Genomic DNA, 26,665 nt, shown 5'->3' on the forward strand with positions numbered 1-26,665 from the left:
TGTTGCGCGAGGGCGTCTGGCGTGGAGAGCGTTACGCAGTGGCAAAAAAGAAAAGCGGGGCGCGAACCGGTCGCGCCCCGTGGGTTTACTCGGCCGAGGAGGTTTCCCCCTTGCCGGCCAGCAGGCTGAGGAAGTCGTACTTCTCCTTCAGCTCTTTTTCTGCGGCCTGATACAGCGCGCTGGCGACTTCCGGCTGCTGTGAGTTCAGGCGGCGGAAGCGCTGTTCTTTCAACAACGTATCGGTCAGATTGCTGTTTGGCGGCCGGGAATCCAGCGCCAGCGCCGGTTTGCCCTCATCGGCGCGACGTGGATCGAAGCGATACAGCGGCCAGAATCCGGTCGCGGTCAGCTGTTTCATCTGGTCGTGACTGAGTGCCAGATCGTAACCGTGTTCTTCACAGGGGCTGTAGGCAATGATCAGGGATGGCCCCGGATAAGCTTCGGCTTCCTGAATGGCTTTCACCGTCTGATTAAGCTGCGCACCCAGCGAGATTTGCGCCACGTAAACATGGCCGTACATCATCATGCTGACGCCCAGATCCTTACGTGCCTTGCGCTTGCCGTGTTCGCCGAACTTGGTCACCGCCCCGAGCGGGGTGGCCTTCGATTGCTGGCCGCCAGTGTTGGAGTAACACTGAGTGTCCAACACCAGCACGTTGACGTTTTCGGTCAGGCTGAGGACGTGATCCAACCCGCCGAACCCGATATCGTAAGCCCAGCCGTCGCCACCAATCAGCCAGATGGATTTATCCACCAGATAATCGGCGTCAGTCGCCAGTTGGCGCGCGTCGTGACCCTCAATCTGCGCCAGCAAGCCGCGCAGTTCCTTAATCTGTTGGCGACGCGGCTCTGGTGCGATATCCGTCATCTGCAGAGCGTTGACCAACTGTGCCGGCAGCTGCGGCGCCAGGGTGTTCAGCAAACGCAGTACGCGGCTGCGGTGCTGATCGACCGTTAAGCGGAAGCCCAGACCGAACTCCGCATTATCCTCGAACAACGAGTTGGCCCAGGCTGGACCGCGGCCTTCGGCATTGGTGGTATAAGGTGTAGTCGGCAGGTTGCCGCCGTAAATGGACGAACAGCCGGTGGCGTTGGCAATCAGCAACCGGTCGCCATAAAGCTGGGTCAGCAGCTTGATGTACGGTGTTTCCCCACAGCCGGAACAGGCACCGGAGTATTCGAACAGCGGCGAAATCAACTGCGAGGTACGGATGTCGATCCGCTCGATCTGCGAGGGATCAATTTCCGGCAACTGCAGGAAGAAGTCGTAATGCGCTTTTTCTTCAGTCAGGTGCTCAAGGCGCGATGCCATGTTGATGGCCTTGATGTCCGGGTTCTGGCGATCTTTTGCCGGGCAGACTTCAACGCACAGATTGCAGCCGGTACAGTCTTCCGGCGCGACCTGCAGTACGTATTTCTGGCCGCGCATGTCGCGCGCTTTCACATCCAGCGATTGCAGCGAGGCAGGGGCATGTTCCATGGCCTCCGGCTGAACCACTTTGGCGCGGATGGCGGAGTGCGGGCAGGCGGCAACGCAGTGGTTGCACTGGGTGCACAGATCCGGCTGCCAAATGGGGATATCCTCGGCGATATTGCGCTTTTCCCACTGGGTGGTCCCCACCGGCCAGGTACCGTCCGGCGGGAAGGCTGACACCGGCAACGCATCCCCCAGTCCGGCCAGCATCGCGGCGGTCACGGTTTTGACAAAGTCAGGCGCCGCATCCGAGACAATCGGCGGTCGCATTGGGCTGCTTTCGTTAACCGGCTGCAGGGGGATTTCAATCAGCGCGTCAAGCGTGGCAGCCAGCGCTTGCCAGTTGCGCTCAACAATATCCTGGCCTTTGTTGCTGTAGCTGCGTTCGATAGCATCCCGCAATTGCTGGAGTGCCACGTCGCCCGGCAGAATTTGGGTCAGATGGAAAAACGCCATCTGCATTACGGTGTTGATACGTGCACCGAGCCGGCATTCACGTGCCAGTTTCGCCGCGTTGATGATATAGAAGCGTGCCTGACGTTGCTGCAAGACGGCTTGCACTTCCTGCGGCAGCCGCGACCAGGCCTCTTCGGCACCATAGGGAGTATTGAGCAGGAAAATGCCGCCGGGTTTCAGGCGCTCCGCCATCTGGTAAGTATCGATAAACTGCAGTTGGTGGCAGCCGACAAAGTCGGCGCGACTGACCAGATAGGCCGAGTTGATGGGCTGTTCGCTGACGCGCAGGTGGGATACCGTCAGGCCTCCGGCCTTTTTCGAGTCATAAACGAAATAGCCCTGGGCATACATGGACGTACTGTTGCCGATGATTTTGATGTTGTTCTTGGTAGCGGAAACGGAGCCGTCACTGCCAAGACCGTAAAACAGCGCCTCCAGCGACGCGCGCTGCGGCAGGGTTTCTTCACTGAGTGGCAGGGAAAGACCGGTCACATCGTCGAAAATACCGACGGTAAAGCGTGGACGCGGGCGCTCCAGAGCCAGCTCGTTAAACACGGCTAACGCGCAGTCAGGGCCAAACTCTTTCGAGGAGAGCCCATAACGGCCGCCGATCACCATCGGCATATGGGCGCGCTCACCCCGGCTGAACGCTTCAGCCAGTGCGGTCATCACGTCCAGATACAGGGGCTCCGCCAGCGCGCCGGGCTCCTTGGTACGGTCCAGTACGGCGATTTTCTTCGCGCTTTCCGGCAACACGCTGAGCAGGTGCTGCGCGGAAAACGGCCGAAACAGCCGCACTTTCAGCACGCCGACTTTTTCACCACGGGTCAACAGGGCGTCGATCGCTTCTTCGCAGGTGCCGATGGCGGATCCCATCAGGATCACCACGCGCTCGGCCTGCGGATGGCCGTAATATTCGAAGGGCTGATACGCCCGGCCGGTGATCTCGGCGAACTTGTCCATCGCGTCGATCACATGCTGGCAGGTCGCGTTATACCAGGGGTTGGTGGCTTCGCGCGATTGGAAATAGGTGTCCGGGTTGGCGGAGGTGCCCCGCACCACGGGATGATCAGGCGACAGTGCGCGGCTGCGGTGCGCATCAATCGCGTCCTGAGGCAGCATCTGGCGCAGGGTATCGTCGCTCAGCGGCACGATTTTGTTGATTTCATGCGAGGTGCGGAAACCATCAAAAAAGTGAATAAACGGCAGGCGGCTGTTGAGACTGGCCGTTTGGGAAATCAGCGCAAAATCCTGTGCTTCCTGGACGTTGCTGGCACACAGCATGGCGCAGCCGGTTTGGCGTACGGCCATCACGTCGGAATGGTCGCCAAAAATCGACAGCGCATGGGTGGCGATGGTGCGCGCAGCAACATGCAGCACAAACGGCGTCAGTTCACCGGCCAGTTTGTACAACGTCGGGATCATCAGCAGCAGGCCCTGCGATGAGGTAAACGAGGTCGACAGCGCGCCGGTTTGCAATGCGCCATGTACCGTGGCGATCGCACCGCCTTCCGACTGCATTTCCACCACTCGCGGCACGTCGCCCCAGATATTTTGACGGCCGTCGCCGGACCAGGCATCCGCCTGTTCCGCCATGGTCGAACTGGGGGTGATTGGGTAGATGGCAATCACTTCGCTGGCGCGGTAGGCGACGGAAGCGACTGCATTATTACCATCTGTAGTAATCATCAACTTTACCTTTCATTGCTCAAAAAGCTGCGAAAGTCACCTCTCGCAGTAATTAACAAAGTCTAGCAGAGGGATATATTGGCCCTTTATCGCGTTTGTGTGGCGGATGATAAATCGACAAAAAATGCGACAAAGAGATATTTCACGACTTTAAATGGCCCTGAAGAAAAATTGTCATCGTTGTTTAACGACAATTTATTTCCGGCGCGTCATACTGGTGAATAGGTAAACTTACAGAAGAAAAAACGATGAGCGGATTTATGTATTTGACCATGGCGATAGTCGCAGAAGTGATCGCCACCACCATGCTGAAAGCCTCTGAGGGATTCACTCGCTTGTGGCCGTCGCTGGTGGTCGTGGTCGGCTATGGCGTAGCTTTCTGGGGGCTGTCGATGGTGGTGAAAACTATGCCGCTGGGCATTGTTTACGCCATCTGGTCGGGCATGGGCATTGTTCTGGTGTCAATTGCCGCGGTATTTGTTTATCAACAAAAGCTGGATTGGCCAGCCGTACTGGGGATGGGATTAATTATTGCTGGCGTGTTGGTGATTAATTTACTGTCGAAAACCGCAGCACACTGATCCTTATTTAAACCGAAACAATCGCCAGCGCGACATTCAGTGGCGCTGGCAGAAAACCTTATTAATAAATAACGGAAAATAATAGATTACCCCCAAGTTTGGATCTTCCTTTTACTGGCAAAAATGCGCCATTTTGACACCGCATTTTGGTGCTTTTCGCCCCGCCTCAAAGCGTTAACCTCTCCTAAAATGCCTGTTTAACCCTGCTGTGACTGACCCTTGTTCAGGTCGGGCAGGGATGTTCGACGTTTGCTCCGCGGACAGAGCGGAAAAATCCAGTAACCATAATAATTTCGTCGCTGTTCAAATAAACGGCAAATAATTGCAGGAATATATTTTCATTATTTATATATCAGGCTAGATTAAACAGGTTTGCATCAAAGATAACCTAACGTGTCCGCAATAAAGTGATGCGAGTTATCGGCAATGGCGATTTTACACAGCGCAGTTTCGGGTTCAGGAGTGGATTAATGACAATATTAAAAGGGTTGCTGGCCGGCACCGTACTGCTTTTGGCCGCCTGCAGCAGCAACAACGAAGAACCAGTCCAGCAGGCTAACAGTGCAAGAATCAATAACTTACAGACCAGTGCTAACTGTGCCATCGTTGGCGGCGTCACGACCGTGACCCACAATTTAAACGGCGAAGCGATCAGAATGTGCCAGATGCCGAATGGCAAACAGTGCGAAGAGTCGACGTTGGGGCGGGGTGCCTGCGCGAGCGCCGGCTAACGGTTAATAACACCAGGCCGCAGAACAGCCTGGTGCACAGGGATCACTGCACCCAATCGCGCAGTGTATAAACCAGGGTATGGTCGCCGCCGCTCAGCGTTAATTGCTGAGCGCTGAGGGTGACTTTTGCTCCTTTGCCCAGCACGTCGCCGATCACCCGATCCCACTGATTGAGTTGCGGGTCTGCGCACAGCATGCGTGTTGAAGCCAGACCTTTTACCGTCAGCACGCCATTTTGCAATTGGCCATTGCCAAAGAAGCGGTTACACATGGCACCGGAAACGTGCAGGGTTTCACCGAACTCGATGTTGGGCTGCTTGCCCTGGCCCGCTTTCACCGCTACGCCGTCGACGCTTTGCAAAATAAAGTTATGATGCAACAGATCGCTTTCCTTTACCGTCTTTCCGTTTTGACTCATTCCACACCCGGCTAATAGCAGCGGTATTAACGCCACCAACATAAACTTTTTCATCGGCTCTCCTTAGGACAAATCAGGCATTGAGCTGATTAGGGCAAGGCTCACCACGATCCAATTGGCTCACGTTCTGCAACGTGGTTTCCGAGATGCTGGTCAGCGCCTCTTCGGTCAGGAAAGCCTGATGACCGGTGAACAACACGTTGTGGCAGGCAGACAGACGACGGAAAATATCGTCCTGGATCACGTCATTGGATTTATCTTCGAAGAACAGGTCGCGTTCATTCTCATACACGTCCATCCCCAGGGCGCCGATTTTCTGTTGTTTCAGGGCATCAATCGCGGCTGATGAGTCAATCAGACCGCCGCGGCTGGTGTTGATGATCATCACGCCATTTTTCATCGCCGCAAAAGCGTCGGTGTTCAACAGGTGGTGATTTTCCGGCGTCAGCGGGCAGTGCAGGGTAATAACGTCAGATTGCGCGTACAGCGTTTTCAGATCGACATATTCCGCGCCCAGCTCCAATGCCTGTTCGCTTGGGTACGGGTCATAAGCCAGAAGTTTCATGCCGAAGCCTTTCAGGATGCGCATAGTGGCGACGCCGATCTTACCGGTGCCAATCACCCCGGCGGTACGGTTGTGCATGTTGAAACCGATCAATCCCTCGAGCGAGAAATTGGCATCGCGGGTGCGTTGATAGGCACGGTGAATACGACGATTCAGGCACATCATCATGCCCACGGCATGTTCAGCGACCGCTTCCGGCGAGTAGGCCGGAACGCGCACCACCTTGATGCCCAGTTCTTTGGCGGCGTCCAAATCGACATTATTGAACCCGGCGCAACGCAGAGCCAAAATTTCGACCCCCAACGCCGCCAGTTCTTCAAGCACTTCACGGCTGCCGTCGTCGTTGACGAAGATGCAGATGGCTTTGCAGCCGGCGGCGTTTTTGGCGGTTTTTTTACTGAGCAGGAAGTCGAAGAACTCCAGCTCGTAACCAAACTGCTGATTCACCAGTTCGAGATATTTACGGTCATACTGTTTGGTGCTGTATATCGCCAATTTCATCGTGGTTTCTCCCGCGTGATTTTGTGATCAATTTAACAGATTTTAGTAAATTCTACAATTGGTTAGCCTGTTTGATGCGCGTTGAATGGCAGCAGTTATCGTTGCCGCAAAGGGTATTGATTAAGGGTAGCTGGCAACGTCACAACAGGGTGAATATTCGGCGCGGAGTGGCTGAAAAGCGAAGCGCGAGAGATGAGAGAGAGGTTGGTTCCAGGCAAAAAAATCCCCACGGGGGTGTGGGGAATGGCTTCTCTAGTATAGTTAGCTAGCAGCTGACTTTTGTTAGAATGCTTGCAAGACTATTAATTATCAAAGGTAACGACAATAACAAAAGTCCGAAACAGTTCGCATTCATGTGATGAATATGTAACTAAAATTTACAGTATCCCTATCAACAGCTGCAAAAGCGCCGAAACGGGGCATCTTCGTCGGCGTTGGCTTCACCCTATGTCAAATTCATGCCATCATTATTGCCAATTCAGGCATAGACTTACTTAAAACGCCCTCTGGCCAGGGTAAGCTGCCTAACTCAGGAATGAAGCAATCATTTAATGACTAAGCGATTGAAAGTATTCATAGGGATTGTGGTCAGTACGGCGATCTTGCTGCTGGTGCTGTGGCAAACTCTGCCGCGCTGGTTGCCGCGTGTGATCTCTCATTGGCTGCCACAGGGCAGCCAGTTGGTTTTGCAAGGCAAACCGCATTGGCGTCAGGGGGCATTGCAGCTAGATGGCGCGCGTTTTCTGGCACAAGACTGTTTGCTTGCCGCCGTCGGACCGACCCGATTGGCCTATCAGCAGGGGCGGTGGGAGCTCATCAGCGATAAGCTGAATGTCGATACTGCCTGCTTATCAAAATTACCCGCCGCTGACGCCAGCAGTGCACCACTGGCGCTGGACCAATTGCAAAAACAACTGCCGCTGCTGGACGTTACCATCAAGGATTTCGCGGTGGTGCCGTGGCAGTACTACGCCGGTAAATTACAGATACATTCCTCTGCAGAGGGCCAGCGCCTGCAATATCAGGGGCCGAATATTCAGGTCGATGCGCTGTTGGATCCGCAGCAGCAATTGACGCTCAACGGCCTGACGATCACTGCGCCAGACAGCCCACAACCGCTGCACCTGACCGGCAAAATAGCCATTCCGCTCGATTTGGACAGTATTCCGGCACAAGGGGCGCTGCAGGGCGAAATGCAGACCGGCTATCTGGACAAACCCTTACTGTTGGATATGCGCTGGCAACAGCAGCAGGGCGTGCTGACGCTGACGGAAAAGGGTGAAAACAAACCCCTGGCGACGCTACCCTGGGAGATCAACGCCCAACAGGTCAGCATTAAACAGGGCGAATGGCGCTGGCCATACAGCCAGCAACCGCTAAACGGCGGGGTGAACATTGCGCTGTACGACTGGAGTAAAGGTTTTGATGAGACGCAGATCAGCGCCCGTTTGAATGTCATCACCGACGGCCATAACGGCAAAGGCAACGCGGTATTGACGCTGGGGCCGGGTAAAGTCGGCCTGACCGACAGCGATCTGCGTTTCCAACTGACCGGCCAGGCGAATCTGTCCGACTTTTCAATGACTGCCTCGATCCCCGGTATTGTCAGCGGCACCATCCTCAACCCGACGCTGGTCTTGCAGTCCGGTTCACTGCTGCGACTGTGGGGCAACGCCACACCGGAAATGAAATTGGAAGAGGCGCGTTTGCCGTTGGCCGGGGTGAAAGTGACTGCTGCCGGCATCACCGGTCGGTTGCAGGCCATTATTAACGCCAGCGACAGCTACTGGGGGCGTTTTAAACTGCATCTGGACGGCAAGGCGCAAGATTTTTGGCCGGACCACGGCAACTGGCAATGGCGCTACTGGGGCAACGGACAATTACCGCCGTTGCAGGCTGCCTGGGACGTTGCCGGCAGCGGCAGTTGGCAGGACAGCACGCTGATCCTCGATCGGCTTTCCACTGGTTTTGATCGTTTGAAGTACAGCATGGTAACGGTGGATGCGCCGCGCCTTAGCCTCAGCCAGCCGCTGCGTTGGCAGCGGGACGAGAAAGCCCCGGCGTTTAATGGCGAACTGCAACTGGTTTCGGGCAAGGTCAGCTTTACTAACGGCGGTTACCTGCCGGCACCGGTGTTGGCGCTTCAGATGAAGGGCACAACGCCGGATAATTTCCAGCTGCAGGGCAAACTGCAGGCGGAACAGATTGGCCCTATAGCACTACGTGGCCGTTGGGACGGTGAGCGTTTACGCGGAGAGGGCTGGTGGCCGAAGCAGTCGCTGAAGGTGTTCCAACCGCTCATCTCGCCGGATCTCAATATCAAACTGCGCGACGGTGAATTCTATGCGCAATCGGCCTTCTCTGCCGCACGGGTGCAGGGTTTTGAGGCCGGTGGCCATTGGGTGGTGAAGCAGGGCGGCATGTGGCTGAAAGACGGTGAGATGAGCGGGCTGGATTTCGTCATGTCCTACCGCCTGAAAAATCACATTTGGCAGCTCGGCGCCAAGCAACCGATGATGCTGCGCATCAAGTCTTTCCGCAACCTGTTCGAAATGCAGAATATTACCGCCGATCTTCAGGGCGCTTATCCTTACAGCGAGCAGGCACCGCTGACGCTGAGCAACGTCGGTATGGACGCGTTGAACGGCCACATCAGCCTGTCTGCGCTGCGCATGCCGCAGCATGACGCCGCCGTATTGAAGCTGGATAAGGTGGATCTCAGTGCCTTGTTTACCGCGTTGAAGCCAAAACAGTTTGCCATGTCAGGACGGGTAGACGGTGAATTGCCGCTGTTCCTGAATCATCCTAAATGGCTGGTGCGCAACGGTTGGATTGCCAACGCCGGCATGTTGACGCTGCGCCTGGACAAGGACATGGCCGATGCCATCGGCAGTAATAATATGGCGACCGGCGCCGCGATAGATTGGCTGCGCTATATGGAGATTAACCGCTCCAAGGCCAGAGTCGATCTCGACAACCTCGGTGAACTGACGCTGAAGGCGCGAATTGACGGGGTTAACCCGCAAAAAAGCGCTAAAAGAGAGGTTATCCTGAACTATAGCCATCAGGAAAACGTGTTTCAGCTTTGGCGCAGCCTGCGCTTTGGCGACAATTTACAGGAGTGGCTGGAACAGGCCCTCACCAAACCTGGGGAACAACCATGAAAATCATCAGCGGGCCATTACTGGCCGCCGTGCTCGGCACCTCAATGCTGAGCGGCTGCGTGCCACGCATCGAGGTCGCCACGCCTAAAGATCCGATCACCATCAATATGAACGTCAAGATTGAACATGAAATTCACATCAAAGTGGATAAAGACGTCGAGAATCTGCTGAAAGACAAAAGCGGTTTGTTCTAGGAGCCAACATGAAAAAACGTTATTTAGGCTTGATTGGCGCCGCCTGGCTGTTCAGCAGCATGGCAATGGCATTGACGCTGGATGAGGCCAAGCAACAGGGGCGCGTCGGTGAAACGCTCAACGGCTATATTGCGCCGGTGAAGCAGGACGCGGAAACGCTGTCGCTGGTGAAAAATATCAATGCCGGTCGCACCGAGAAATACCAACAGGTAGCGGACAGCAATCATATCGCCATCGACGATGTGGCACGCATGGCCGGGCAAAAACTGGTCGCCCGTGCCCCCGCGGGGGAATACGTACGCGGCATAAACGGCCAATGGTTGAAGAAATAAAAAAAAGCGCGCCCTGAGGCGCGCAATAGCGATATAACATTGGATTTTTATGAGGGTAGAGCGGGGTTGACCGGATTTGGCTTGTTCTGTTGAAGCTTTGCAGGGGCATCACACCCCTGCAACGGGCATCAGGCGGCAACAACCTGTGCCAGCGTGGCTTTGGCATCGGCCTGCGCTTTGGTGGCAACATCCGGCCCGTAGGCGATACCTTCAGCGAACACAAACTCGACGTCGGTGATACCGATAAAGCCCAGGAACAGACGCAGGTAAGGTTCGACCAGGTCAGTCGGGGTGCCTTTGTGAATGCCACCGCGGCTGGTCAGAATGATGGCACGCTTACCTTTCACCAGGCCTTCCGGACCGTTTTCGGTGTAGCGGAAGGTGACGCCGGCACGGGCAATCAGGTCGAAATAGTTCTTCAACTGGGTCGGAATGTTGAAGTTATACATCGGGGCCGCCATAACGATGGTGTCATTGGCTTGCAGTTCGGCGATCAGCTCGTCGGACAACGCCAGGGCTTCGGTTTGACGCGGGGTCAGCGGCGTGTCGGAAGGACGCAGGGCGCCAACCAGTTCACCGTCCAGTACCGGGATTGGCTGTGCAGCCAGGTCACGCACGGTGATGGTGTCGTTGCCATGAGCCTTTGCCCACTGCTCAACGAAGAAATCTGCCAGTTGGTTAGACTGCGAGTAGCCCGCCAGGATGCTTGATTTAAGAACCAGTACTTTGCTCATCGGTAATTCCTTACGTTATGACAGTGACATCAGGACAACGCGTCCTTTGCATGCAGTACACTCTATTCACATTTTTTCAGCAGTGATAGCGCAATATTTCGAGACCTTTGTTCGATTTTATTGAATAAGCTGCCGGGACATAAGCGGCGAGATTATGGGGAAAAAGGGGCTTATGTTATTCTGCGCACTTAAAGCTGAAAACTCGCTAACCCATTACCAAACCGCTGCTAAAGCTTGATTCAGCAGCGATGAAACAAGGAATACCGAACGTGAAATCTCCGCTCGCGGCACTGTCTGCCCAACTGGGCGAGCTGATGCTCCGTGACCAACAACGTCTGCAACGTCGGCTGCAGGGCGCACGAAAAATCAAAAATCCCGATGCTCAGCTGGCCGTCGCCGCCGAGCTGGAAAGTGACATAACGACAGCGTTGCAAAAAGTGCAATCGCGCGCCGCATCCTGTCCGAAAGTCACCTACCCGGAAAACCTGCCGGTCAGTCAGAAAAAACAGGATATTTTGCAGGCCATCCGCGACCATCAGGTGGTGATTGTTGCCGGTGAAACCGGTTCGGGGAAAACCACCCAGTTGCCGAAGATCTGTCTGGAGCTGGGGCGCGGGGTAAAAGGGCTGATCGGCCATACCCAACCTCGACGCCTGGCGGCGCGTACCGTAGCCAACCGCATTGCCGACGAGCTGGAAACGCCGTTGGGCGGCAGCGTCGGTTATAAGGTGCGCTTTAACGATCAGGTCGGCGAAAACACCTTGGTCAAGCTGATGACCGACGGGATCCTGTTGGCGGAAATCCAGCAGGACCGGCTGCTGATGCAGTACGACACGTTGATTATCGATGAAGCGCACGAACGCAGCCTGAACATTGATTTCATCCTGGGTTACCTGCGTGAACTGCTGCCAAAGCGCCCGGATCTCAAAGTCATCATCACTTCGGCGACTATCGATCCGCAGCGTTTTTCGCGCCATTTCAATAACGCGCCGATTATCGAAGTCTCTGGTCGTACTTATCCGGTCGAAGTGCGTTATCGTCCGGTAGTGGACGATGCCGACGATACCGACCGCGATCAACTGCAGGCGATTTTCGATGCGGTAGATGAGCTGGGCCGCGAAGGGCCGGGGGATATTCTGATCTTCATGAGCGGCGAGCGCGAAATTCGCGACACCGCCGACGCCCTGAACCGTCTTAATTTGCCGCATACCGAGGTCCTGCCGCTGTATGCCCGTTTGTCGAACAGCGAACAGAACCGGGTATTCCAGTCGCATCACGGCCGACGCATCGTGCTGGCGACCAACGTGGCGGAAACCTCACTGACCGTACCCGGCATCAAGTACGTGATTGATCCCGGTACCGCGCGTATCAGTCGTTACAGTTTCCGCACCAAGGTGCAGCGCCTGCCGATCGAGCCGGTTTCGCAGGCTTCCGCCAATCAGCGCAAGGGCCGCTGCGGGCGCGTCTCCGACGGTATTTGCATTCGTCTGTACTCGGAACAGGACTTCCTGTCGCGTCCGGAGTTTACCGATCCGGAGATCCTGCGCACCAACCTGGCGTCGGTTATCTTGCAGATGACGTCGCTTGGGTTAGGGGATATCGCCGCTTTCCCGTTCGTTGAGGCGCCGGACAAGCGCAATATTCTCGATGGCGTACGCCTGCTCGAAGAGCTGGGCGCAATTAAAACGGCCGACAATGGCCACTACCAGCTCACGCCTCAGGGGCGTCAATTAGCGCAGTTGCCGATCGACCCGCGTTTAGCGCGCATGGTACTGGAGGCGCAGAAAAGCGGCAGCGTGCGTGAAGTGATGATCATCACCGCTGCGCTGTCGATACAGGATCCGCGCGAACGGCCAATGGACAAACAGCAGGCCTCGGACGAGAAACACCGACGCTTTGCCGACAAAGATTCGGATTTCCTGGCTTACGTCAACCTGTGGGACTGGCTGAAAGAGCAGCAGAAAGAGCACTCCTCCAGTCAGTTCCGCCGGCTGTGCCGAAATGATTTCCTTAACTATTTGCGGGTGCGTGAATGGCAGGACATTTATACCCAGCTGCGTCAGGTGGTGAAAGAGCTGGGGCTGCCGGTCAACAGCGAACCTTCCGATTACCGCAGCGTACACACCGCGTTATTGACCGGTTTGCTATCGCATATCGGCCAGAAAGATGCTGATAAGCAAGAGTACACGGGCGCTCGCAACGCAAGATTTTCTATCTTCCCAGGTTCAGGTCTGTTCAAGAAACCGCCGAAATGGACCATGGTGGCCGAACTGGTTGAGACCAGCCGCCTGTGGGGGCGTATCGCCGCACGTATCGAACCGGAGTGGATTGAGCCGTTAGCCCAGCACCTGGTGAAGCACAGCTACAGCGAACCCCATTGGTCGAAATCCCAGGGTGCGGTGATGGCCACCGAAAAAGTGACGCTGTTCGGGTTGCCCATCGTCGCTGCGCGACAGGTTAATTACAGCACCATAGATCCGCTGCTGTGTCGGGAACTGTTTATCCGCCATGCGCTGGTGGAAGGCGACTGGCAGACGCGCCATGCATTCTTCAGTGCCAACCTGAAGCTGCGTGCGGAAGTGGAGGAACTGGAGCATAAGTCGCGCCGTCGTGACATTTTGGTTGATGATGAAACCCTGTTCAGTTTCTACGATCAGCGCATCCCTGGCGAGGTGATCTCCGGGCGTCATTTTGACAACTGGTGGAAAAACGCCGCAAAACAGAACGCGGATTTGCTCAGCTTTGAAAAAGAGATGCTGATCAAGGACGGCGCCAATAAGGTCAGTGCGCTGGACTATCCGAATACCTGGCATCAGGGCAACCTTAAGCTGCGCCTGACCTATCAGTTTGAGCCAGGTACCGACGCCGACGGCGTGACGGTGCATATTCCTCTGCCGATCCTTAATCAGGTTGAGGATCAGGGTTTTGAGTGGCAAATTCCAGGCATTCGCCGTGAATTGGTGATCGCCCTGATCAAGTCGCTGCCCAAGCCGGTTCGTCGCAACTTTGTACCGGCACCGAACTATGCCGAGGCTTTTCTGGGACGGGTCACCGCGCTGGAATTACCGCTGTTGGATGCGCTGGAGCGCGAACTGCGTCGTATGACTGGTGTGACGGTGTCACGAGATGACTGGCAGTGGGAACAGGTGCCCGATCACCTTAAAATGACTTTCCGGGTGGTGGGGGAAAAACACAAAACCCTGCTGGAAGGCAAAAATCTGACCGCGCTGAAGCTGCAACTGAAAGACAAGGTGCAGGAAACCCTGTCCGCGGTGGCAGACGATGGGCTGGAGCAAAGCAATCTGCATATCTGGAGCTTCGGCAAACTGCCGGAGTTTTATGAGGAGAAACGCGGTGGCTATTCGATGAAGGCCTATCCGGCGCTGGTGGATGAAAAAGACAGCGTGGCGATCCGTTTGTTCGACAGCGAGCAGGAACAGCAACAGGCGATGTGGCAGGGAACGCGCCGCCTGCTGTTGCTGAACATTCCATCGCCCATCAAGTATCTGCATGAAAAACTGCCTAACAAAGCCAAGCTGGGGCTGTACTTTAACCCTTATGGCAGGGTGCTGGATTTGATTGACGACTGCATCTCGTGCGGCATCGATAAGCTGATTGCCGAGCACGGCGGGCCGGTTTGGCAGGAAGAGGATTTTGCCCGCCTGCAGGAAAAAGTGCGCGCCGAGCTGAATGAAACGGTGGTAGGAGTAGCCAAACAGGTCGAGCAGATCCTGACTGCGGTATTCAACATCAATAAACGGCTGAAAGGCCGGGTGGACATCTCCCTGGCGCTGGCGCTGTCGGATATCAAAAACCAGCTCGGCGGCCTGGTTTATCGCGGTTTTGTGACCAACAACGGCTGGAAGCGCCTGTCGGATACGTTGCGCTATCTGCAGGCAATTGAGCGCCGTCTGGAGAAGCTGGCGACCGATCCGCATCGCGATCGTGCGCAGATGCTGCGGGTGGAACAGGTGCAACAGGCCTGGCAACAGTGGCTGAACAAACTGCCGCCGAAGCGGCAGCAGGATGAAGAGGTGAAAGAGGTGCGTTGGATGATCGAAGAACTGCGCGTCAGCCTGTTCGCTCAACAACTTGGCACGCCTTACCCGATCTCTGACAAGCGTATCTTGCAGACTATCGAGCAGCTTTCGGGCTGAGCAACGCGAACAGGCAGCCTGTGCAGACCAGACACAGCAGGCTGCACACCAGCAGCGTTGCGGGCAGGTTTTGCCCAACGGCGGCCAGGGACAGCCCGGCGCCAATCAGCAGGTAGTAAAGCAGGCCAAAAATCGCGCCGGCGGTGCCCAGTTGCTGCCGGTAGCGATTCAGGGCCTGACTCAATACATTGGGGATCGCCAGGCCGAAGGCCAGGCTGATCAGCATGCAGGGCAGCAACATCATTATGCTGTGCTGCCAGTAACCTAATGCCAGCGCCGCGCCACACGCCAGCAGGCTACCCAGCAGGATTTGACGCTCTGCGCTGATATCCCTGGCCAACAAATGGCGATTGACTAACGCGCCAAGCAGGCTGCCCAGCGCCAGGGCGATGCCAGAGTAGCCAAACTGTCGGCTGCTCAGCCCCAGTCGTTCAAACATGAACGGTGCCAGGCTGAAGTAGCTGAACACCATAATATTAAAACCTGCCACCAATAAGGCACTACACCAGATATGCCGGTCGCGCAGGATAATCCAGCCACTGCTTGCCGCAGAGGCTTGTAATGCGCCGCCCGGTGGCTGCGTTTCCGGCAGAGCGTACCAGCACCAAACCAGCAGGGCCCATGCCAGCATCCCCTGGGCAATGAATATCGCCATACTGCCGCCCCAACTGACCAAAATTCCCCCCGCCAACATACCCAGAACCGGGCTGATCGACAGGGCAATGCCGAGGGTGGCGAAGACTTTCCCCAGAGCGTGCCCCTGATACACGTCACGCAGCATGGTTTGCGTGACGATAGAGCCGACCGCAGCACCGAAGGCGATGGTGGCGCGAGCGGTCAACAACAGCGTGAAATGCGAGCTCAGCAACGCCACCACCGCGCCGCCCAGATAGAGTGTCAGTCCTGCTAACATGGTCACTCTGCGGCCAAACCTATCGCACATTACCCCCCAGAAAGCGACGCCGAAGGCAAAAGCGAAGAAATAGATCGATAGCGTCTGGCTGGCCTGGGCGGCACTGACGTTGAAATCGGCGCGGATCGCGGTGAGCGCCGGGCTATAAAGGGTTTCGAGCACCTGTGGTGCCATTATGCTGGCGACCATCAATGGCAGAGGAAGGCGCGACATGGGGGTTGACCTTTAACAATGAATAATTGCGCCAGTATAGGGAAAGCCAAAATGTTCAATTACAATCATCAGGACAAAAAATAACGAAAAAAGGACAATTAATGGCCTTGATTGCCCAACGGGATGCCTTCGACCCGGATAGCTGGCCTGCACCGGTGTTGGGGATTGCCGCCGAGCTAGCCAATCATGACTCTAAAGAGCACTGCCATCGGCGTGCTCAGTTGCTCTATTCGTCCCGTGGATGCATGACGGTGACGCTCAGCGATCGTTGGCTGATTTTACCGCCAACGCGCTGTTTGTGGATCCCCGGTGGGATCCGGCATCGGGTACAGCTGCACGGCCAGGTGGCCTATCGCTCAATCTATCTGGAGCCTGAATTGGCGCCTGCCAGGCTGCAAGAGTGCGCGGTATTGGCGTTCAATCCCTTGCTGGCAGCGGTGATTGAACGTATCGCTTATTGGCCGTTTAATCAGGCGATCGAATGCCGTGCGGCGCGTGATCTGGTGCCGGTGCTGATCAACGAACTGAATGCGGCACGGCTAGAGAGCACCGGACTGATACTGCCCAGGGATGCTCGTTTGGCTCGCTGGCTGGAGAACCTCGACAAGCGGGATGAACTGCCGGGGTTGAGCGTACTGGCACAGGAATTGAATTTGCATGCCAAAACGCTGACGCGCATTTTTCAGCGCGAGAGCGGGTTGAGCTATCAGCAGTGGAGCCAACAATGGCGGTTGATGCGGGCGATTGAACTGCTGGCGGAAATGCCCAGGGTCAGCACCGTGGCACAGCATTTGGGCTTTTCCAGCGACAGCGCTTTTATCGCGTTCTTCCGGCAGTTCACCGGCACCACGCCCAAGGGCTTTATGGCGGGAAACGTCTCAAGGGAAACCGGCTCAGAAGCCCACGCCGGCTTATAACGCTTATTTCCCCGCGGCCAGTGCGTCCAGCGCATCGCGGATACCGGTCACCGCCAGTGCGCGGTTATCGGCACGGTAGCGATCTTTGGCTGCCGGTGCGGAGCTTTGAATGGCGATGAGCTTCCAGCCAGCGGCGGTTTTCAGCAATAACGGCGAGCCGCTGTCGCCGGGCAGGGTATCGCATTGATGCGACAGTACGCCTTGTTGCGCCCAACCCGTCACTTTACAGTTTTGGTGACTGTAGAGATCGTCGAGGTGATCTCCCGGATACCCGGCCTGGGTAATCAGCCGTTTGGCCTGTTTCAGCGCCTGAGCCAGAGCCTTGCTGTCGCCTTGCCACAGCGGCAACGGCTTAATCGGCAGCGGCTTTTTATCCTTCAGGCGGATCAGGGCAAAGTCATACGCCGCGGCTGCTGGCGGTACGATCCAGCCGTCGCCGTCGGCCTTGAGCTTTTTGCCCAGCTTGCGGTCAACCAGCGTCTCGATATTGTCGGTCTGGTATTGCCAACTCTTGTTGCCGGCCACAAAGCGCAGTGCGATCGCCTTGTCCAATTGGCCCGGCGGTGCCAGCACGCAGTGACCGGCGGTGAGTGCCAGATGAGGAGAGATCAGCGTGGCGGTGCACAAATTACCGCTGGCGGTTTCTACCTGGCCAATCGCCTGCCACGGCCAGCCGTCGGTTTCGGTGACCTTGATGCGTTCATCTTTGCCAAAAAACAGGCGTGTTTGCTCAGCGATCGATGCATCGGAAGGGCTGTCGGCCCTTGCTGAGAGGGAAAGTGCGAGCGGGAATGAGCACAGCAACAGCAAAACGGTTATGCGCATAGGTTTATTGCCTGGAAATGACGGGTCATCCATAAACACACTGAGTGGTAACTATAGACTGATTTAGTCGCAGTGTGGATGGGCAGTGATTGATTTTTCAATAATTTCTTATCCCGAGGGGCTGAGCGGCTACAGATAAAAAAAGGCGGCAATGAGCCCGCAAAGGATCAGGCTGGCCAAAATGATTTCAAATAGGTAGCGACGCAGCATGATGAGAACCCCCGATGAAAAAACACCCGGCGAACCGGGTGTTGGACAACTCAAGTCTGGACTGGTGAGGGGAGCCTCACTTCAGATTGCGATTATGCCGCTGGCGTGCTGGTGGCTTTTTTGTGGCTGGCTTTTTTGTGGTGTTTCTTGGCGGCCTGGGCTTTCTGAGCCGGCGCTTTTTTGGCAGTAGCTTTGTGGTGCTTTTTAGCCGCCTGCGCTTTTTGTACTGGCGCTTTCTTCGCGTGATGTTTCTTCACGTGAGTGGTTTTAGCCGGAGCTGCGGTGGTGGTAGTCGCTGTCGCAGCAGGGGTTGCCGTGGTGGTGGCAGCGTCAGCAGCGAAGGCAACAGAAGACAGACCCATTGCAGCGGCAACAACCAGAGCTAATACTTTTTTCATTGTAGATTCCTCAAATGACTCATCATGTATCGAGCCCACTGCGGGGCCGGTGTAAAGATAGTAGGCAAACGCCAGAATGCTTTCCGTGAGTGATTGGTTTCGGCGTGTAACCTAATGTACGAACCCACAGAAAAGGGAGATGAAAGCGCCGGCGAGCGACAACCGTGGTTAGAGCGGATGCCCAATAGGCACTGAATTTTGCCATTTTAGTTACAACATACATATGGAGGGTTGCCGACTGCACTCTCTGCGGCCAAGGTGTCGTAGGAGGGGGAAGTGCGCTATGGAATCATGCTGGCAAAGCAGGGGAAAATGCCCAGGCACGGGACATTGTGCCTGGGGACAGGATTACAGGTAGCGGTTTTCCAAATGCTTGCGGAAATAGGCCGGGTTAAGCGCTTCGCCGGTCGCGTTAGCGATCAGCGTATCGGTAGGGAAACGGCTGCCGTGGCGCCAGATATTCTGCTTCAGCCAGTGGAACAGCGGATTCAGGTTGCCTTCGGCAATGTCGCTGCTCAACGATGGCATTGCTTCACGTGCGCTGTGGAACAGCTGCGCGGCATACATGGCGCCCAGAGTGTAAGTCGGGAAGTAACCGAAGGCACCGTCAGTCCAGTGAATGTCCTGCATGCAGCCATTACGGTAGTTGCCGACGGTGTCCAGGCCGAGGTAACCCTTCATTTTCTCATTCCACAGTGCCGGAATGTCCTCCACCTCGATCTCGCCTTCAACCAGGGCTTTCTCGATCTCATAACGCAAGATTACGTGCGCCGGGTAGCTCACCTCGTCAGCATCTACGCGGATCAGGCCGGGTTTTACACGCTGATTCAGACGGATAAAGTTAGCTTCTTCCAGCGCCGGCTGCTCGCCAAATTGCTGGGTCACCAACGGGCGCAGGATCTTCAGGAAGTCGCTGCCGCGCGCCAACTGCATTTCAAACAGCAGGCTTTGCGATTCGTGGATGGCCGTTGAGCGCGCCTGAGCTACAGGTTGGCCCAGCCAGTCACGCGGCAGGTTTTGCTCGTAGCGGGCATGGCCGGTTTCATGCACGATACCGAGCAGTGCCGTCAGGAATTCTTTATCGTTATAGCGAGTGGTGATGCGCACGTCTTCAGGTACGCCACCGCAGAATGGGTGGGCACTGACGTCCACGCGGCCGCCATCAAAGTTAAAACCGAGCAGTTTCATTACGCTCAAACTCAGTTGACGCTGGGTCTCCACATTGAACGGCCCCTGTGGGATCAGGCAAGGTTCCTGAGCCTGTTTGGTCACCACTTTCTGCAGCAGGTCAGGCAACCAGGTTTTCAGATCGCCAAAAATGCGGTCGATATCGCTGCTGCGCATGCCCGGTTCATACAGATTCAGCAGCGCATCGTAGCGGCTGGTGCCTGCTGCTTCGGCCCGGATCTGCGCTTCCTGTCGGCTAAGCTTGACTACTTCACGCAGGTTCTCCGCGAAACCTTCCCAGTCGTTGGCTGGACGCTGAGCGCGCCAGGCATGTTCACAACGCGCGCCGGCCAGCGACTTGGCTTCGACCAGCGACTCCGGCACCAGCACCGCATTGTCATATTGGCGACGCATTTCCAGCAGGTTGGCGCGATCAATATCATCCAGGGTTTCCTGCTGTGCACGTTCAAACAGGCGGCCGGTTTTTTCTGCGGTCAAAATTTGGTGTTGCAGTACGCTCAGTTCAGCCAGCGCTTCCGAACGTGCTTTGCTGCCGCCCGGTGGCATCATGGTTTGCATGTCCCAACCGGCAATAGCGGAAAGGTGGCCGAAGCGCGACAGGCGGGTGAACAGGGCGCGCAGCTCGTCGTATGAGGATGGGGTATGTGCAGATGTCATCGTTTAGCTCCATATTATTTTAATCCGGATCACTCTTTCGCGTAGTCATGCTGCGCGTGAACAGGGTTACACCGGGTCTGCTTTTAAATCGAAAGTGGGCTTTATTGGCCAACAGAAACGGAAGCTGGCACCGCCGAGCGAACTGGCGTCAACATAAACCTGGCCCTGATAGGCCACGGCAATCGAATGCACAATGGCCAGGCCAAGGCCGCAACCGCCGGTGGCACGATCGCGGCTCGGATCGAGGCGGACAAAGGGTTCGAATACCCGTTCACGCTCTTCCGGCGGAATGCCGGGGCCATCGTCTTCTACCTGTAAGCAGGCATTGTCGCCGTCAAACCACAGGCCGATTCGCAGGCGCTGTTCGGAGTAACGCAATGCGTTGTTTACCAGGTTATCCAGCACCCGCTCCATCAGACGCAAATCAACGCCGCCAAAATCGCCGACGTGGGGGATATCCAGTTGAATTTCTCGTTCCGGGTGGATCAGCCGCAGGTCATCCGCCTTGTCTTCCAACCATTTGGGCAAGTCGAGCGGCTCTATATTGAGCGCCACCTGGGGACGATCCAACCGCGCGTAGGTAAGCAGTTCATCGATAAGTGACTCCAACTGGCCGATATCGCGATTCAATGCCTGTTGCTCGCTATCGGACAGATTATCGCTCATCGCCAGCCGATAACGCAGCCGTACCAGTGGCGTACGCAGCTCGTGGGCGATGCCGTCGATGAGCTGCTTCTTGCTGGCGATCAGCGTATTGACGTTATCCGCCATCTGGTTAAAGGCCACCCCAAGCCGGTTCAGACTGGAGGTAGGATCGAAATGGGTACGTTCATCCAGGTGCCCGGCACCCAGGCGCTGTGCCGCATTTTCCAACTTCAGCAAATCCTGCCAGTGCGGGCGCATCCACAGAAACACCGGCAGCGCCAGCGACATGCCGATAAACACCAGCAGCGCCAAATCCAGCAGCCGCATTTGATGCAGATAGAACAGATAAGGGATCGGACCCACCACCAACACATAGTGGCTACGGGGAATGCGCTGCATAAAGGTGTATTGATCGTCGAGCGCGATAATTTCGCCAAGGCGCAGGCGTTTCTTCAGGTCTTCACTCAGATCCTGTTTACCCAGCGGTTCAATGTGCAGCTTGAACGACAGGTTCAAATCCAGCGTGGCGATGGTCTTGTTCCAGTCTTTCAGCGGGATTTCCCGCAGTTCGCTGCGCATCAGGTACAGCGAACTTTTCATCAGGTCGTCCATCGACTGGCGGCCGGCGCGTTCAGCGGTGACTTTGTACACCAGGCCAACCAGCATCGCCATCACCAGGAAGCAAACGAAAAGCAGCAGGAAAAACTGCACAAAGAGCTTTCTCATTGCTGCACGAACTCCCAGGCGTTCGGGGCGAACAGGTAACCTTTATTGCGCACGGTTTTGACGCGAAAAGGCTCCAGTGCGTTGTCGTACAACTTGCGACGCAGGCGGGAAATCGCGACGTCGATACTGCGGTCAAGGCCGTCATAGCTCACGCCGCGCAGGTTTTGCAGTAGGGCTTCACGATCCATGATTTGACCGGCATGAGTGGCCAGCTCCCACAGCAGATCGAAATCCGAGGTGGAAAGGGTGATGATCTCTTCGCCCAGCGTGACCTGGCGGTTGACCGGGTCGATGCACAACAAGCCAAAGTGCAAGGCGTTGTGCTGGGTGATTGGTTGGGTCGATTCTTCCTTTGGCTGATGGCCATGCTGACGCAGATGCAGGCGTAGCCGCGCCAACAACACCGCCGGGGGCGTGGTTTTCAGGATGTAATCGTTGGCACCCATTTCCAGCGAAAGGATATGGTTCATGTCGCTGTCCAGCGAGGTCAGCAGCACGATCGGGCCTGCGAAGGTCGGACGCAAATCGCGGCATAAAGTCATACCGTCCTTACCGGGCAACATAATGTCGAGCAGCACCAGATCAGGTTTCTCCAGCTCGATGCGAGCCTGTGCGCTGTCGCCACGCGGCTCGATCAGAACCTCAATATCGTGCTTGCCCAGATAGGCGGCAATCAGTTTGCCGACTTCCGGATCGTCTTCAACAAAAACAATTTTATGCATATTCAGCGGTTTTATCAGAATAACGAAATTCAGCATAGCGCGGGGCACCGCGATAAGCCATGCAGATCATGCGCTAACGCAGGGGTCTTCCGCCATCCACGCCATGGGTTCGGCCGGTGACGTAACGACTGTCCAGCAAGTAGTTCACCAGGTTAACCACTTCACTTTCGCCGGGGGCGATTTTCATCAGCGATTTTGCCAACGCCTGCTGACGATAATGCTCGTCGTCGCCCGGGTTAAAGATAATCAGCGCAGGCGCGATGGCGTTGACCTTGACCTCCGGTGCCAGCTTGCGGGCAAACGAGCGGGTCATATTGTCCAGGGCGGCTTTACTGGCGGCATAGGCAATGTGTTTGTCGCTGCCTTTTTCCACCACATAATCTGTCAGGTGAATGATATCAGCCCCGGCTTGACCCTGGCCCAGCAGGCAGGGTTCCAGCAGCTGATTCAGCAAGTAGGGGGTATAAACGTGAATTTGCAGCATCGCCGCCATCACCTGCTCTGGCGGCACCTCTGGGGATTCGGCTTGCCAGGCGCTGGCGTTGTGGATCACCGCGCGCAGTTTTGGGGCTGTTTGGCGCACCTGTTCGGCAAAACTGTAAATGCCCTCATGGGTGGAAAAATCCCCTTGAATACAGGTAGCGCCCAGTCTTTTCAGCTCGCTCAGCGCCGGATAAGTGCTGCGATAGGCAATGATCACCGGGATATCGCGCTGTAAGAATGACCTGGCCAGGGCCAGCCCAATCCGACGTGCGCCGCCGGTGATCAGGACCGGCGCAGAGTTGTGAAGTTCCATTGATTAAAGCTCCTGGACAGACTGGCAAACAATAGGGGAATTATGCCATTATACGGCGGAAATTCGTTAAAGCTTCGCATCGATTATCCATTTCAGGATGTAATACACTGGCAATGAGAGGAAGGGATGAACAGTAGTCACCTTGCACCCGTCGCCCGCAGTGAGAAAATCTGTTTTGATTACATGGATTTTCTGTCCGCATCGTGCAAGAAGCACTGGCGCTTTGTAGATGCAATCTATGGTGTGATGCCGTTTTTTGGCATGGTATTGAAATCGCAGGCTTCCGCATCACAAACGCGGAAAGAGCAGTTGAAGGCGCTGGCGCTGCAGGTGGTTTCCACCCAGGTCAGCGACGAAACCAACATTGTGCGTCTGATCGATCTGGCGCAGCAGCAGGGGCTGGCAGTGTTCGACATTAAACTACCGTATGCGCTCGATAAGCAGCAGTTGGCAGCCATCCAACAAGAGTGCGTTGAGGGAGTGATTATCTCTCAGGTGGGTGAACGCATGAGCATCAGCCTGGGCCTGTCCCAATCTAACTGACCGGGTGTTTCCACCCGGCCGTTTTTCACTACTGCAACATAAACCAGCCGGCCGGTACCGTGGCCACCAGCAACAGAAAAATACTGCCTTTCTCCAGCTGATTCAGCAATTTGACATCACCATGTCCGCGCCTTGCATAGATAAACACCAACAGCCCGGGCGCATACAGCAGCACCGACATCAGCAGATGCATCAAGCCTGACGCATAGAGCAGCCAAATGCCATACAGGCAAGCGCCCGTCGCGGCAAACATCAGCCGTTTGTCCTGACGACGGATCGCCACCTTAAACAGGAAGGCGCCGACCAGGAAATAGGGCACCAGGATCATTTCCGAAGCGATAGTCAGCAACGAGTTGTAGTTGCTGCCGGTCAGCCAGATCAGCACCAGAGCGAACTGTACCGCCAGGTTGGTCAGCCACAGCGAAGCCGAAGGCGCGTGGTTCTTGTTTTGCTTGCTGAATATTTTGGGAAAAGCGCCGTGTTGCGCCGCCAGCAGCGGCACTTCGGCAGCCATGATCGTCCAGCTCAGGTAAGCGCCGCAGACCGAGACGATCAGTCCGGCGGCGATAATCACATCACCCCATGGCCCAATAAGATCGACCATCAACACTGCCATCGACGGATTGCGCATCTCCGCCAATTCGCTGCGCGGTACCACGCCCAATGAGAGCAGCGTTACCAGTAGATAAACCGCCAGTGCGGAAACCACGGCCAGCATAGTGGCGCGGCCCACATCTTTTTTATGGCGTGCACGGGCCGAAACCACCACTGCGCCTTCCACACCGATAAACACCCACAGGGTGATCAGCATGGTATTTTTAACCTGTTCCCACACCGGTTTGCCAAGCGCGACGCCGTGGAAATCCAGCGTGAATACGTCCATTTTGAAGGCAACCGCCGCCAAGACGGCAAACATCCCTAGCGGCAACAGTTTGGCCAGGGTGGCGACCAAATTAATGCTGGCCGCGGTTTGCACGCCGCGCAGTACCAGCGCATGCACAATCCACAGCAGCAGCGACTCAGCCAGCAGCGCCTGCCAGGTATTGCCGTCACCTAAAATGACATCGCCGCCGCGATCGGTGAACAAACTTAGCGCGGCAAACACGATCACCAGGTAAGAAACATTGGCGATAACGGCGCACAGCCAATACCCCCAGGCGGAGCAGAAACCCACCAGTTCGCCGAAGCCTTCTTTCGCGTAGGTGAAAATACCGCCGTCCAGATCGGGCCTCAGGCGTGTGAGCAACAGCATGGCAAAAGCCAGAAACAGGATGCCGACACCGGTAATCGCCCAACCCAATAGCAAGGCGGCCGGACTGGCGACTTGCGCCATGTTTTGCGGCAGGCTGAAAACCCCAGCGCCCAGCATTGAGCTGAGCACCAATGCGGTTAACGCGGTAAGACCTAGTTTCTTTTCCAATGACGGATCCTGAACACAGAATAAACAACTGGGAGGGAACTGCTCGGCAGTAACAACGTAATGGTAATTACTGAACAAATAGACAATAGCCCTAAAAATTCGCGCAAATTCTACGGATGGATCTCTGCGGATGCAATGATTGAATATGCGATTTTTGCAAAAAATTATTCAACTGGCGGGCGACAGGCGGGGCAAAAAAAACGGGCAGCTCAATGGCTGCCCGATGGTAAACCGCAAAGTGAAACTTATTTGAACAGGTCAGCGCTGACGGTCAGGTTGCCGCCGCTCTTGTTCTGCCACTGACGGGTTACGTGATAGTACTTGGCGCCTTTCTCAGCCGCGCGTTTCGCCACTTCGGTAGAAACGTCGGTCATGCTGTTGAAGTGGCCGGTAAAGGTCACTGAGTCAAACGGCACCATCTGCGCGGCGGTCACGTTGTTTACTTCTTGAATCTTGGTGCCGTTAGGCAACGTGACAGTATAACGCTTACCGGTTGAAGACTGGGTTTCGAAGAAACGGCCTACGTCACGGCTTGGTGAGCCTGAAGAGGCTACGCCAGGGATTTCCACATTGGCAGCAGCAGCGCCACCGGCAGCCAGAGCGGCCTTACCGGCTTCAGAGTCGGCCGGGATGGCATCCGGGTTCTGAACGGTACGTTTAGGTGCATCGGCTTTATAGATGTAGGCGGTAATGAACTGGTTGCCGCCCTGGTTGGCATCAACCTGACGTACGATAAAGAAGGAGGCTGCGCCTTTCTTTTTCGCTTCTTTGGTGATGGCATCGTTGATGTCCGGCTGGCTGCGGTAGAAACCGCTGACGCTTACGGTATCGTAAGGCTCCAGCAGGAAGGCTTGTTCTTTCGGCAGCTCGGTAACGCCGTTAATCACGCGGTATTTCGGTTCTTTGCTCACTTCCGGCGCATCTTTGTGGTAAAGATCGGCGGTGACACGCCAGTTGCCGCCGTTGTTGCTGTTGTTGCTGTCCTGGATGTAGAAAGCGTCTGCACCCAGCTTGTCTGCACGGCGGGAAATGGCATCAGCAGCTTCATTGATGGCATTAAAGCGGCCGGTAATCGTGATGCGATCAAACGGCTTCAGCGCCGCTGCTTTTTCAGGAGTTAACTCTTGCGCCGCATGAGCGGACAGCGCAGTGAGTGATAACAAGGCTGACGCGATGATCGTGTTCTTCAGCTTCATAAAAAATCCTTTCGCCTAGCGCATTAACGTTTATAACGTGCTGAACTGTTTAGGTGTAATTCAGCCGCCGATTATTACATGTAATCTCGAGCAGTGTCTCAGCATTTTATGTCATCTCATGAGACAAATTCCCGGAAGAATGATGTCCGTCATTCTGAGCAGCATCACCATAAGTTTCAATAATAAAGCCTTTGATGTCATAAGTGTTAATTATTCACAATTTTATAACTTTTATGCGTGCCAGCCGCGTCGCGCCAGATATCCGCGCACCGGGTGCTATCGCAATCTGGCCGCTAAAGC

Annotated in this window: 22 protein-coding genes; 8 read left to right on the forward strand and 14 right to left on the reverse strand. The window is 55.7% G+C overall.

All coding sequences use genetic code 11. The features are described 5' to 3' along the window. Nucleotides 1-85: 85 nt before the first annotated feature. A complete protein-coding gene (gene nifJ, locus AC1RKC_RS00600; protein WP_261286912.1) occupies nucleotides 86-3,619 on the reverse strand; it encodes a pyruvate:ferredoxin (flavodoxin) oxidoreductase in 3,534 nt (1,177 codons plus the stop codon). Between the two features lie 248 nt (nucleotides 3,620-3,867). Here nifJ and AC1RKC_RS00605 point away from each other — a divergent pair, with 248 nt between their 5' ends. Both AC1RKC_RS00605 and AC1RKC_RS00610 read left to right on the forward strand, forming a co-directional pair. Beyond that, nucleotides 3,868-4,200: an SMR family transporter gene (locus AC1RKC_RS00605; RefSeq protein WP_044551516.1), complete on the forward strand. Its 333-nt coding sequence runs from the start codon at nucleotides 3,868-3,870 to the stop codon at nucleotides 4,198-4,200. Between the two features lie 470 nt (nucleotides 4,201-4,670). Next, nucleotides 4,671-4,931 carry a putative hemolysin gene (locus AC1RKC_RS00610; protein WP_046373425.1) on the forward strand — a complete coding sequence of 87 codons (261 nt, stop codon included), beginning with the start codon at nucleotides 4,671-4,673 and terminating at the stop codon, nucleotides 4,929-4,931. 43 nt (nucleotides 4,932-4,974) lie between these two features. Here the strand turns inward: AC1RKC_RS00610 and hslJ are convergent, their stop codons facing one another. Together hslJ and AC1RKC_RS00620 are read right to left on the reverse strand one after the other, a co-directional pair. Beyond that, on the reverse strand, nucleotides 4,975-5,403 hold the full coding sequence (gene hslJ, locus AC1RKC_RS00615) for a heat shock protein HslJ (RefSeq protein WP_048758730.1): 429 nt from the start codon (nucleotides 5,401-5,403) through the stop codon (nucleotides 4,975-4,977). Nucleotides 5,404-5,422: 19 nt separating this feature from the next. Further along, the gene (locus tag AC1RKC_RS00620) at nucleotides 5,423-6,415 is read right to left on the reverse strand and encodes a 2-hydroxyacid dehydrogenase (protein WP_046373427.1); all 993 of its coding nucleotides are present in this window, start codon (nucleotides 6,413-6,415) and stop codon (nucleotides 5,423-5,425) included. A gap of 551 nt (nucleotides 6,416-6,966) precedes the next feature. Here AC1RKC_RS00620 and AC1RKC_RS00625 point away from each other — a divergent pair. From AC1RKC_RS00625 to AC1RKC_RS00635, 3 genes are read left to right on the forward strand one after another with little or no spacing between them, the layout of a single operon-like run. Beyond that, nucleotides 6,967-9,579: a YdbH family protein gene (locus AC1RKC_RS00625; protein WP_493092243.1), complete on the forward strand. Its 2,613-nt coding sequence runs from the start codon at nucleotides 6,967-6,969 to the stop codon at nucleotides 9,577-9,579. Then, nucleotides 9,576-9,773 carry a YnbE family lipoprotein gene (locus tag AC1RKC_RS00630; RefSeq protein WP_020827070.1) on the forward strand — a complete coding sequence of 66 codons (198 nt, stop codon included), beginning with the start codon at nucleotides 9,576-9,578 and terminating at the stop codon, nucleotides 9,771-9,773. Before AC1RKC_RS00625 ends, AC1RKC_RS00630 begins: the two co-directional genes overlap by 4 nt. Nucleotides 9,774-9,781: 8 nt before the next feature. Further along, nucleotides 9,782-10,105, forward strand: a complete 324-nt coding sequence (locus AC1RKC_RS00635) for a YdbL family probable chaperone protein (RefSeq protein ID WP_020827069.1) — start codon at nucleotides 9,782-9,784, stop codon at nucleotides 10,103-10,105. Between the two features lie 128 nt (nucleotides 10,106-10,233). On the opposite strand, the gene azoR is transcribed toward AC1RKC_RS00635, so the two are convergent. After that, nucleotides 10,234-10,839: an FMN-dependent NADH-azoreductase gene (gene azoR / locus AC1RKC_RS00640; protein WP_020827068.1), complete on the reverse strand. Its 606-nt coding sequence runs from the start codon at nucleotides 10,837-10,839 to the stop codon at nucleotides 10,234-10,236. 269 nt (nucleotides 10,840-11,108) lie between these two features. On the opposite strand from azoR, the gene hrpA reads away from it, so the two are divergent. Beyond that, on the forward strand, nucleotides 11,109-14,996 hold the full coding sequence (gene hrpA / locus AC1RKC_RS00645) for an ATP-dependent RNA helicase HrpA (protein ID WP_493092242.1): 3,888 nt from the start codon (nucleotides 11,109-11,111) through the stop codon (nucleotides 14,994-14,996). Here hrpA and AC1RKC_RS00650 read toward each other — a convergent pair. Next, nucleotides 14,974-16,122, reverse strand: a complete 1,149-nt coding sequence (locus AC1RKC_RS00650; protein WP_115058734.1) for an MFS transporter — start codon at nucleotides 16,120-16,122, stop codon at nucleotides 14,974-14,976. The two genes, hrpA and AC1RKC_RS00650, sit on opposite strands and share 23 nt — an antisense overlap. A gap of 101 nt (nucleotides 16,123-16,223) precedes the next feature. On the opposite strand from AC1RKC_RS00650, the gene AC1RKC_RS00655 reads away from it, so the two are divergent. Then, on the forward strand, nucleotides 16,224-17,039 hold the full coding sequence (locus AC1RKC_RS00655) for an AraC family transcriptional regulator (RefSeq protein ID WP_493092241.1): 816 nt from the start codon (nucleotides 16,224-16,226) through the stop codon (nucleotides 17,037-17,039). Between the two features lie 3 nt (nucleotides 17,040-17,042). Here AC1RKC_RS00655 and AC1RKC_RS00660 read toward each other — a convergent pair whose 3' ends face one another. From AC1RKC_RS00660 to folM, 7 genes are all read right to left on the reverse strand, one after another. After that, nucleotides 17,043-17,864 (reverse strand): trypsin-like serine peptidase, encoded by an 822-nt coding sequence (locus AC1RKC_RS00660; protein ID WP_493092240.1) that lies wholly within the window; start codon nucleotides 17,862-17,864, stop codon nucleotides 17,043-17,045. Between the two features lie 129 nt (nucleotides 17,865-17,993). Continuing rightward, nucleotides 17,994-18,074 carry a small membrane protein YdgU gene (gene ydgU / locus AC1RKC_RS00665; protein WP_455567193.1) on the reverse strand — a complete coding sequence of 27 codons (81 nt, stop codon included), beginning with the start codon at nucleotides 18,072-18,074 and terminating at the stop codon, nucleotides 17,994-17,996. A gap of 92 nt (nucleotides 18,075-18,166) precedes the next feature. Then, nucleotides 18,167-18,472: an acid resistance repetitive basic protein Asr gene (gene asr / locus AC1RKC_RS00670; protein WP_020827063.1), complete on the reverse strand. Its 306-nt coding sequence runs from the start codon at nucleotides 18,470-18,472 to the stop codon at nucleotides 18,167-18,169. Nucleotides 18,473-18,820: 348 nt separating this feature from the next. Beyond that, complete coding sequence (locus AC1RKC_RS00675; RefSeq protein ID WP_048758738.1) at nucleotides 18,821-20,317, reverse strand: carboxypeptidase M32; 1,497 nt, start codon at nucleotides 20,315-20,317, stop codon at nucleotides 18,821-18,823. Nucleotides 20,318-20,383: 66 nt separating this feature from the next. Next, nucleotides 20,384-21,688, reverse strand: a complete 1,305-nt coding sequence (gene rstB / locus AC1RKC_RS00680) for a two-component system sensor histidine kinase RstB (RefSeq protein ID WP_020827061.1) — start codon at nucleotides 21,686-21,688, stop codon at nucleotides 20,384-20,386. Next, the gene (rstA, locus tag AC1RKC_RS00685) at nucleotides 21,685-22,410 is read right to left on the reverse strand and encodes a two-component system response regulator RstA (RefSeq protein ID WP_493092265.1); all 726 of its coding nucleotides are present in this window, start codon (nucleotides 22,408-22,410) and stop codon (nucleotides 21,685-21,687) included. Before rstA ends, rstB begins: the two co-directional genes overlap by 4 nt. A gap of 73 nt (nucleotides 22,411-22,483) precedes the next feature. After that, complete coding sequence (gene folM / locus AC1RKC_RS00690) at nucleotides 22,484-23,206, reverse strand: dihydromonapterin reductase (RefSeq protein ID WP_046373437.1); 723 nt, start codon at nucleotides 23,204-23,206, stop codon at nucleotides 22,484-22,486. A 126-nt stretch (nucleotides 23,207-23,332) separates the two neighbouring features. Between folM and AC1RKC_RS00695 the strand changes: the two genes are divergently transcribed. Continuing rightward, a complete protein-coding gene (locus AC1RKC_RS00695; protein WP_020827058.1) occupies nucleotides 23,333-23,749 on the forward strand; it encodes a hypothetical protein in 417 nt (138 codons plus the stop codon). 28 nt (nucleotides 23,750-23,777) lie between these two features. Here the strand turns inward: AC1RKC_RS00695 and AC1RKC_RS00700 are convergent, their stop codons facing one another. Further along, nucleotides 23,778-25,169, reverse strand: a complete 1,392-nt coding sequence (locus tag AC1RKC_RS00700) for an amino acid permease (protein WP_020827057.1) — start codon at nucleotides 25,167-25,169, stop codon at nucleotides 23,778-23,780. 245 nt (nucleotides 25,170-25,414) lie between these two features. Next, nucleotides 25,415-26,365 carry a DUF1471 family protein YdgH gene (gene ydgH / locus AC1RKC_RS00705; RefSeq protein ID WP_048758739.1) on the reverse strand — a complete coding sequence of 317 codons (951 nt, stop codon included), beginning with the start codon at nucleotides 26,363-26,365 and terminating at the stop codon, nucleotides 25,415-25,417. Between the last annotated feature and the right edge of the window lie 300 nt (nucleotides 26,366-26,665).

The organism is Serratia sp. GW822-FHT06E05, from assembly GCF_058799445.1.

Coding starts and splice junctions, on each gene's coding strand:
- nifJ (WP_261286912.1), bottom strand. CDS start 3,619: ATGATTACTACAGATGGTAATAATGCAGTCGCTTCCGTCGCCTACCGC.
- AC1RKC_RS00605 (WP_044551516.1), top strand. CDS start 3,868: ATGAGCGGATTTATGTATTTGACCATGGCGATAGTCGCAGAAGTGATC.
- AC1RKC_RS00610 (WP_046373425.1), top strand. CDS start 4,671: ATGACAATATTAAAAGGGTTGCTGGCCGGCACCGTACTGCTTTTGGCC.
- hslJ (WP_048758730.1), bottom strand. CDS start 5,403: ATGAAAAAGTTTATGTTGGTGGCGTTAATACCGCTGCTATTAGCCGGG.
- AC1RKC_RS00620 (WP_046373427.1), bottom strand. CDS start 6,415: ATGAAATTGGCGATATACAGCACCAAACAGTATGACCGTAAATATCTC.
- AC1RKC_RS00625 (WP_493092243.1), top strand. CDS start 6,967: ATGACTAAGCGATTGAAAGTATTCATAGGGATTGTGGTCAGTACGGCG.
- AC1RKC_RS00630 (WP_020827070.1), top strand. CDS start 9,576: ATGAAAATCATCAGCGGGCCATTACTGGCCGCCGTGCTCGGCACCTCA.
- AC1RKC_RS00635 (WP_020827069.1), top strand. CDS start 9,782: ATGAAAAAACGTTATTTAGGCTTGATTGGCGCCGCCTGGCTGTTCAGC.
- azoR (WP_020827068.1), bottom strand. CDS start 10,839: ATGAGCAAAGTACTGGTTCTTAAATCAAGCATCCTGGCGGGCTACTCG.
- AC1RKC_RS00650 (WP_115058734.1), bottom strand. CDS start 16,122: ATGTCGCGCCTTCCTCTGCCATTGATGGTCGCCAGCATAATGGCACCA.
- AC1RKC_RS00655 (WP_493092241.1), top strand. CDS start 16,224: ATGGCCTTGATTGCCCAACGGGATGCCTTCGACCCGGATAGCTGGCCT.
- AC1RKC_RS00660 (WP_493092240.1), bottom strand. CDS start 17,864: ATGCGCATAACCGTTTTGCTGTTGCTGTGCTCATTCCCGCTCGCACTT.
- ydgU (WP_455567193.1), bottom strand. CDS start 18,074: ATGCTGCGTCGCTACCTATTTGAAATCATTTTGGCCAGCCTGATCCTT.
- asr (WP_020827063.1), bottom strand. CDS start 18,472: ATGAAAAAAGTATTAGCTCTGGTTGTTGCCGCTGCAATGGGTCTGTCT.
- AC1RKC_RS00675 (WP_048758738.1), bottom strand. CDS start 20,317: ATGACATCTGCACATACCCCATCCTCATACGACGAGCTGCGCGCCCTG.
- rstB (WP_020827061.1), bottom strand. CDS start 21,688: ATGAGAAAGCTCTTTGTGCAGTTTTTCCTGCTGCTTTTCGTTTGCTTC.
- rstA (WP_493092265.1), bottom strand. CDS start 22,410: ATGCATAAAATTGTTTTTGTTGAAGACGATCCGGAAGTCGGCAAACTG.
- folM (WP_046373437.1), bottom strand. CDS start 23,206: ATGGAACTTCACAACTCTGCGCCGGTCCTGATCACCGGCGGCGCACGT.
- AC1RKC_RS00695 (WP_020827058.1), top strand. CDS start 23,333: ATGAACAGTAGTCACCTTGCACCCGTCGCCCGCAGTGAGAAAATCTGT.
- ydgH (WP_048758739.1), bottom strand. CDS start 26,365: ATGAAGCTGAAGAACACGATCATCGCGTCAGCCTTGTTATCACTCACT.